Genomic DNA, 7113 nt, shown 5'->3' with positions numbered 1-7113 from the left:
TCGCCGAGCGTGCTGATCATGCCGCCGCCCTTGTCGTCGAAGAGGGCGCGCAGCTGAGCGTCGCTGGCGCCGAGCGCCGCGGCGATCTCGTCCGACTTGCTCTGCAGCGTGAGCGCGATCTGCGAGCCGTACTCGCCGAGCGTGCTGATCATGCCGCCGCCCTTGTCGTCGAAGAGGGCGCGCAGCTGAGCGTCGCTGGCGCCGAGCGCCGCGGCGATCTCGTCCGATTTGCTCTGCAGCGTCTGGGCGATCATCGAGCCGCGCTGGCCGAGCGCGCTGATCATGCCGCCGCCCTTCTCGTCGAACAGGGCGCGCAGCTGCTCGCTGCTGGCGCCGAGCGCTGCGGCGATCTCGTCCGACTTGCTCTGCAAGGTGAGGGCGATCTGCGAGCCGTGCTGATCGAGCGTGCTGATCATGCCGCCGCCCTTGTCGTCGAACAGGGCGCGCAGCTCTTCGGCACGGGCGCCGAGGGTGAGCGAGATCGCGTCCGAGGTGCCCTGGAGGCGCTCGGCGATTTCGGTGCCGCGCGAATCCAGCGTGCCGGAGACGGTGTCGAGCCGGTTGACCACGCGCTCTTCGAAGCGCGCCACGCTCTGGTCGAGCGTGTCGGCGATCTGGAGGGCGCGCCCACCGAGCGTCGCATTGATGCTGTCGGCCTTGTCGGCGAGGGTGCGTGTCAGCGCCTCGCTCTTCGACGTCACGACCTCGCCGATCTCGTCGGCCTTGGCGGCCAGCGCGCGGGTGACCTCGCGTCCGCCCTCGGCCATGACGCGGGCGATGTCGACCGTGCGCTCGACCAGCGCCTCGTTGAGGGCGGTGGCGCGCGAGCCGAGATTGCCGTCGATGCGGGCGATCAGGCTGTCGAGCGAGCCGGCGATCTCGGCGCTCTTGGCGCTGGAGCGTTCCTCGAAGACGCGGATCTGGTTCTCCATCGCCGCGGCCGCTTCCTGCGTCCGCGTGCTCATGATCTCGGCTGCGTGCTGCGAGCGCTCGCCGATGCGTTCGGCCAAGGCCTGCCCTTCCTCGCCGAGCAGCTTCTCGACCTGGTTGAGGCGCAGCGTGACCGCGTCGGTGAAGGAGCGCGCATCGTTGCCGATCTTCGAGGCGAGCGTGCCGCCGCGGGTGACCACGATTTCCTCGAGCGCGCCGAGGCGGGCGCTGATCGAAGCCTCGATCTCCCGGCCCTGGACGTCGAACAGGCGGGTGAAGGCGTCATGGCGCCCGGCCAGCAACTCGTTCAGAGCCTGCGAGCGCACATCGACAGAGCGCATCAGCGACTCGGCATTGGCCGCCAGAGCCTCGTTGACGCGGCCGCCCTGCTGGGTGAGCGCGATCACGACCTCCTTGCCGGTCGCGGCGAGCATGCTGCTCGCCTGGTCGGCCTGGGTCGTGAAGGTCTCGCGCAGCGCGATCGTCGCGTCGCTGACGCGGTCGGCGACATGGCGGCCATCGACATTGATCGTCTCGGCGAGCTTGCGGGCCGCCTCGCCGAGGCGCTCGGCGAGATGCTCGCCCTGTTCGCCGAGCAGGCCGTGGACCTCGCGGCCGGTGGTGCTGAGGTCGGCGAGCAGCTTCTCGCGCTGCGAGCCGATCAGGCCGTGGACTTCCTGTCCGGTCGCGGCGAGGCCGGCGATGATGCTCTCGCGCTGGCTGCCGAGCGCGCCGGCGACCTCGTCGCCGGTCTGCGACAGGCGGACGATGAAGGCGGCCTGCTGGTCGTCGAACACCGCGCGGGCGCTGTCGCTAGCGGCGTTGATGCGGGCTGCGATCGCCTCGCCCTGGTCGCCGAGGCGATCATGCAGCGACTGGCCGGCACTGGCGAGCTGGCTGATCAGCGCGCCGCTGCGCTCGGCGAGGAGGCCGTGCACGGAGCGGCCGACATCGGCGACGCGGGTGACGAGCGCCTGGCTCTGGCCGGAGAGCAGCTCCTGCATGTCCTGTCCGGTGGCGATGACGCGGCCGCTCAGGGCCTCGCTCTCCGCGATCAAGAGGTTGCGCACGCCCGAACCGGCCTCTGCCAGCTGCAGGATGAGGTTCTCGCGCTGCTCGCCGATCGCGGCCTGCACGTCGGCGCCGACCTCGGAGAGGCGCGCCACCAGGCTCTCGCCGCGCTCGCCGAGCGCGCTCTGGACCTCGCGGCCGACATCCGACAGACGCGACACCAGTCCGCCGCCGCGCTCGTCGATTGCGGTTTCGACTTCGCGGGTGACGTCGGCGAGGCGGGTGACCAGACCGTCGCCGCGGGCGCCGATGGCGTTCTCGACGTCGCGGGTCACGTCGGCGAGTCGGGCGACGAGGCCGTCGCCGCGCGCGCCGATGGAATTCTCGACGTCGCGGGTGACTTCGGCGAGGCGCGCGACCAGGCCTTCGCCGCGGACGCCGAGGGCGTTCTCGACCTCGCGCGAGGCGTCGGCGAGGCGCGCGATCAGCCCGTCGCCGCGGGCACCGATCGTGTCCTCGACCTCGCGGGCGACGTTGGCGAGGCTGCTGACCAGCCCGCCGCCGCGCTGATCGATGGCCGCTTCGACGTCGCGGGTGACTTCGGCGAGCCGGGCGACCAGACCGTCGCCGCGGGCGCCGATCGTGTCCTCGACCTCGCGCGTGACGTTGGCGAGGCTGCTGACCAGCCCGCCGCCGCGCTGATCGATGGCCGCCTCGACCTCGCGGGTGACCTCGGCCAGGCGCAGGACCAGACCGTCACCGCGGGCGCCGATCGCCTCTTCGACTTCGCGGGTGACGTTCGCGAAGCGCGCGACCAGGCCGTCTCCGCGCTCGCCGAGAGCCTCCTGCATGCCCTTGCCGACCTCGGTCAGGCGCTCGATCAGCGTGTCGCCCTGGCTGCCGATGGCGCCGCGGACGTCGTGGCCGATATCGGAGAGGCGGGTGACCAGGCTGCCGGCCTCTTCCGAGAACAGGCTGTGCACGGTCGCGCCGACGGCGGAGATGCGGGCGGTCAATTCCTCGCCGCGCTCGCCGATCAGCGTGTTCAGTCCCTTTCCGGCTTCGTCGAAGCGCAGAATGATCGAGTCGCTCTGCTCGCGCAGCAGGCCGTCTACGGTCTGCACCGTCTCGGTCAGCCGCTCGACCAGCGTCTCGCCCTGCTTGCCGAGCAGGCTGTGGACCGTGTCGCCGGCCTCCTGGATGCGGGAGGCGACGAGTTCGTTCTGCTTGCTGAGCAGCACGTGCACGCCGCGGCCGACCTCGGCCAGGCGGGTGGTAACGCTCTCGCCCTCGTCGGAGATGGTGGTGCGCAGCGTCTCGCCGGTCTCGGCCAGGCGCGCGGTCAGGTTGCTGCTCTGCTCCTCGATCAGCCCGGCCAGGGTTCGGCCGCTGTGCTCGAAGCGTTCGGCCACGGTGGTGCCGCGCTGGGAGATCTCCTGCGCCAGCGTCTCGCCGGTGCTGCGCAGCGTCTCGTTGACCGTTTCGGCCCGGTTGGCGAGCGTCTCGGCGACCTGCGCGCCGGTCTCGCTGATCGCGCGGGTGACGTCGCGGGCGCCGGCGGTGAGGCCCTCGGTCAGGACCGAGCCGGTGCGCTCGAGCGAGCTTGCGATTTCCTGGACCCGGCTGTCGATCAGACCGGTGATGCTGTGGCTGGCGCCGGTCAGGCGCTCGCCGACTTCGCCCGATGTGACCTGCAGGCGCTCGACCAGTTCGTTGCCGCGTCCGCTGATCTCGTCGACCATGCGCTCGCCGGCGCGGCCGAGCGCGAGGGTGATCTGGTCGCCCTTGTCGCTCAGCGTCACGGTGACGCGTTCGCCCGCCTGGGCGACCGCCTCGGCGATCGAGCGGCTGGCGGTTTCGAGGTCCTTGCTGATGTTCTCATGGGCGCCGCTGATGGCGAACTTGACCCGCTCGGCATTGCCGACGACGGATTCGCGCTGCGTCACCAATTCGTCGATCAGCGAGCGCAGCCGGATCTCGTTGTCGGCATAGGCGCGCTCCAGCGTCGCGATCTCGCCGCGGACAATGGTCTCGAGTTCGCCGGCGCGGGCGACGGCGCGTTCGATGCCGTCGCCCATCGCCGCGACCTCGCGGCGGATGGTCTGGCTCAGCGAGAGCACGGAATCGGTCGCGACGATCTCGGGCTCGGCCAGGCGCAGCGCGACCTCGGTCATCGCGCGCGAGACCAGGCGCATCTCCTGGGTGCGGCGATAGAGCGCCGCCAGGACGAAGAAGAACACGACCGGTGCGCCGGCACCCAGCGTGAGCAGGGCCCATTGGCCCGGGCCGAAGGCGACGATGCCGGGCGGCAAGCCCTCGGCGAAGGAGCCGTAGCGGCTGACCAGGGTGAAGCCGACGCCGCCGAGCCAGGCGAGGGTCGCGAGGGCGGCGAACCAGTAGGGTTTGGCGGAGGGGCGGGCGGAGAAGGCCTGGACGAGGGAGCTGGAATCGCGGCGGTCGTCATTGGCGACGCGGCTGGTGTCGGGGGCGATGGCCGGGCGCGACGGTGTCGCGGGCTCGGCCGCTTCCGGCTTCGGCGGAGCGGATTCGACGCGCGGCAGCTCGACCTTGAGGTCGCCGCCGGTAGCAGCGGGCAGCTTCAGCTCGGGATCGCCGGTTGAGTTGTCGCCCTTGGGCTGGTCCAGCCTCAGCGCTTCCTCGATCGCCGACATCGCGGCTTCGGTCGGATCCTGGAGCTTGTTCTGCCGGGTCATGAATGCCGCCTCGCTACGCTACTGGCGATGGGCGCGTCGTCCCGCGCCGCACGACGGAAGAACGGCCGCCTCAAGCCGAGATTCCGCAAGCGACACGACGCCCATCGTTTACTGGCTCGAAGCGTAGTTGAGGCAGGCGGTGAATGAAACCTGTTTCCCCCGCCGATTCACAAACGTCGTTAACGCCTCATTCACCATGTTGGCGCTTCCTAAGAGGTCAGGAGGCGCGCCGGGACGCCGCCTCGGACCTTTAAAGTCGAGTTCCCCGTGATGACCAACACAGCCATTGATTTCGAGCATCTCGCCCGCCAGACCGGCGGCGATCTCGCGCTGGAGCGCGAACTGCTCGTCCTGTTCTCCCAGCAATGCGTCCGGCACCTGCGCACCATCCATGGCAGCACCGACGACCAGGCGAGGCGCGATGCCGCGCACACGCTCAAGGGCGCGGCGCGGGCGATCGGCGCCTGGCAGGTCGCCGATGCGGCCGATCTCGTCGAGCAGCAACTGGGCGCACCCGACCAGCTTGCGCTCGAGGCGGGCATGGACGCGCTGGCCCTGGCGGCGGCCGAGGCGCGGGCTGCGATCGCGCGCTTCGACTGCGCCGCCTGAAATCGCCGTTTCCCGCGCTTTCGAAATCCTCTAGAGACGATCGGGTCCGCGGGCTCCGCGGACGCCAATCCCATTCGCGGGCGGCAGGCGCGGCACGGCACTGAAGGCCGGGCCCGGCATCGCCCGGACACGCAAGCCGCGAAGCCGCCAGGACGGCGCGCCGGAGTTCACGATGCCGAAGATCACTTTCATCGACGCCCAGGGGACGAGCCGCACGGTCGAGGCGGAGACCGGCTCGACCGTGATGGAGGTCGCCGTCCGCAATGGCGTGCCCGGCATCGAGGCCGAATGCGGCGGCGCCTGCGCCTGCGCCACCTGCCATGTCTATGTCGACGATGCCTGGCTCGCGGCGACCGGCCAGGCCGAGCCGATGGAGGAGGACATGCTCGATTTCGCCTTCGACGTGCGCCCGGGCTCGCGCCTGTCCTGCCAGATCCGCGTCCGCGACGAGCTCGACGGCTTGATCGTCCGTACGCCTGCCCGGCAGGGCTGAGGACGCCTACTCCGCCGCTGCGGGGGCAGGGGCTGACAGCGTCGTCTCGTGGCCGGCGACCGGATGGCGTGGCACGAGCAGCGAAAGCCCGAGCGAGGCGGTAGCGACGCCGGCACCGATATAGAACACCAGAGCCGGATCGCGCAGCCAGATCAGCCCGAAGGTGATCGGCAGGAATACGGCCGCGATGTGGTTGATCGTGAAGGCGACCGCCGAGGTCGGGGCGATGTCGGCGGGGTCTGCGATCTTCTGGAAATAGGTCCGCTGGGCGAGGACGAGCGTGAAGCAGACGCCGTCGATGACGAAGAAGGCGCCCGCGAACAGGGCGCCCCAGTTGCCGAAGGTGCCGTGGCTCGCCAGCGCGTAGCCGACGAAGACGACGATCAGCGAGATGTTTTCGAGCTGGATGGTGGCGCGTTCGCCGATCCGCCCGACCAAGGCGCCCAGCAGCGGGCCGGCGAACATGTTGATGCCGTAGGTCGCCAGCAGCAGCGTCGCCGTCGCCGCGACGTCGTAACCGAAGCGCTCGACCAGCAGGAAGCCGCCGAAGGCCATGAAGATCTGGCGTCGCGCCCCCGACGCGAAGGTCAGTGCGTAATAGAGCCAGTAGCGCTTGCGCAGCACGAAGCCCTTGTTCTGCGGCACGGCGCCCTGGAAACGCGGGAACAGCGCGATCGCGACGATGGTCAGCGCAATGGTGACGAGACCGGCACCGAGGAAGACGGTGGCATAGCTCGGCTGCAGGGTCCGCCAGATCAACGCGATCGAGCCGAAGGCCAGCAATTGCGCGACCGCCGAGGCGCCGGCGATCCGCCCGAGCAGGCGCGGCGCCTCCGATTTGGGCAGCAGTTGCAATTGCAGGGATTGCTGGGCCGTCTCGTAATAGTGGAAGCCGATCGACATGATCGTCGTCGTCAGCAGCAGCCCGCCGAGGCTCGGATAGAAGCCGGTGAGGGCGACGCCGAGGCCCAGCGTCAGCAGGCTGAGATAGGCCAGCACCTGCTCGCGCATGATCCAGAACAGGATGATCGCGGTGAAGGCCAGGAAACCGGGAATTTCGCGCACCGATTGCAGGATGCCGATATCCTGCCCGGTGAAACCCGCCGCCTCCTTGGCGAAATTGTTCAGCAGCGCGCTCCAGCTCGCGTAGCCGAACCAGTTGACGAAGGCGAGCACCATCAGGAAGCTGGTCGGAGAGGCGATCAGTCCGGTCAGCCGGCGAGGGGGGGAGGCTTCGGACATCGGCGCACCCGAAATCGAGGACGTCGCGGCGGGGCGACCGAGGCCGCGAACGCAGCATCGGCGGGACTGTTAAACCCATGCCGATCCACGTCAAATTCCGCGGCATCATGACGA

At 69.9% G+C, this 7113-nt stretch carries 4 protein-coding genes; 2 read left to right on the top strand and 2 right to left on the bottom strand.

The features are described from left to right. A partial coding sequence (locus ACWGRX_RS21045; RefSeq protein WP_452119129.1) for an apolipoprotein A-IV repeat region-like domain-containing protein occupies positions 1-4655 on the bottom strand: 4655 nt, incomplete at its 3' end. A 270-nt stretch (positions 4656-4925) separates the two neighbouring features. Between ACWGRX_RS21045 and ACWGRX_RS21040 the strand changes: the two genes are divergently transcribed. Together ACWGRX_RS21040 and ACWGRX_RS21035 are read left to right on the top strand one after the other, a co-directional pair. Further along, entirely contained in the window at positions 4926-5264 is a 339-nt protein-coding gene (locus tag ACWGRX_RS21040) for an Hpt domain-containing protein (RefSeq protein WP_291634132.1), read from the top strand. Between the two features lie 172 nt (positions 5265-5436). Beyond that, the gene (locus ACWGRX_RS21035) at positions 5437-5757 is read left to right on the top strand and encodes a 2Fe-2S iron-sulfur cluster-binding protein (protein ID WP_291634134.1); all 321 of its coding nucleotides are present in this window, start codon (positions 5437-5439) and stop codon (positions 5755-5757) included. A 6-nt stretch (positions 5758-5763) separates the two neighbouring features. Here ACWGRX_RS21035 and ACWGRX_RS21030 read toward each other — a convergent pair whose 3' ends face one another. Beyond that, on the bottom strand, positions 5764-6999 hold the full coding sequence (locus ACWGRX_RS21030) for an MFS transporter (protein WP_291634136.1): 1236 nt from the start codon (positions 6997-6999) through the stop codon (positions 5764-5766). Positions 7000-7113: the final 114 nt, after the last annotated feature.

The sequence above is a fragment of the Allobosea sp. NPDC055594 genome (assembly GCF_053618995.1).
Note: the sequence above shows the minus strand (reverse complement) of the source record. Positions and strands in the feature narration are given on the sequence as shown.

Excerpts from the sequence above, each read along its gene's own strand:
- ACWGRX_RS21030 (WP_291634136.1), bottom strand. The coding sequence starts at position 6,999 with ATGTCCGAAGCCTCCCCCCCTCGCCGGCTGACCGGACTGATCGCCTCT.
- ACWGRX_RS21040 (WP_291634132.1), top strand. The coding sequence starts at position 4,926 with ATGACCAACACAGCCATTGATTTCGAGCATCTCGCCCGCCAGACCGGC.
- ACWGRX_RS21035 (WP_291634134.1), top strand. The coding sequence starts at position 5,437 with ATGCCGAAGATCACTTTCATCGACGCCCAGGGGACGAGCCGCACGGTC.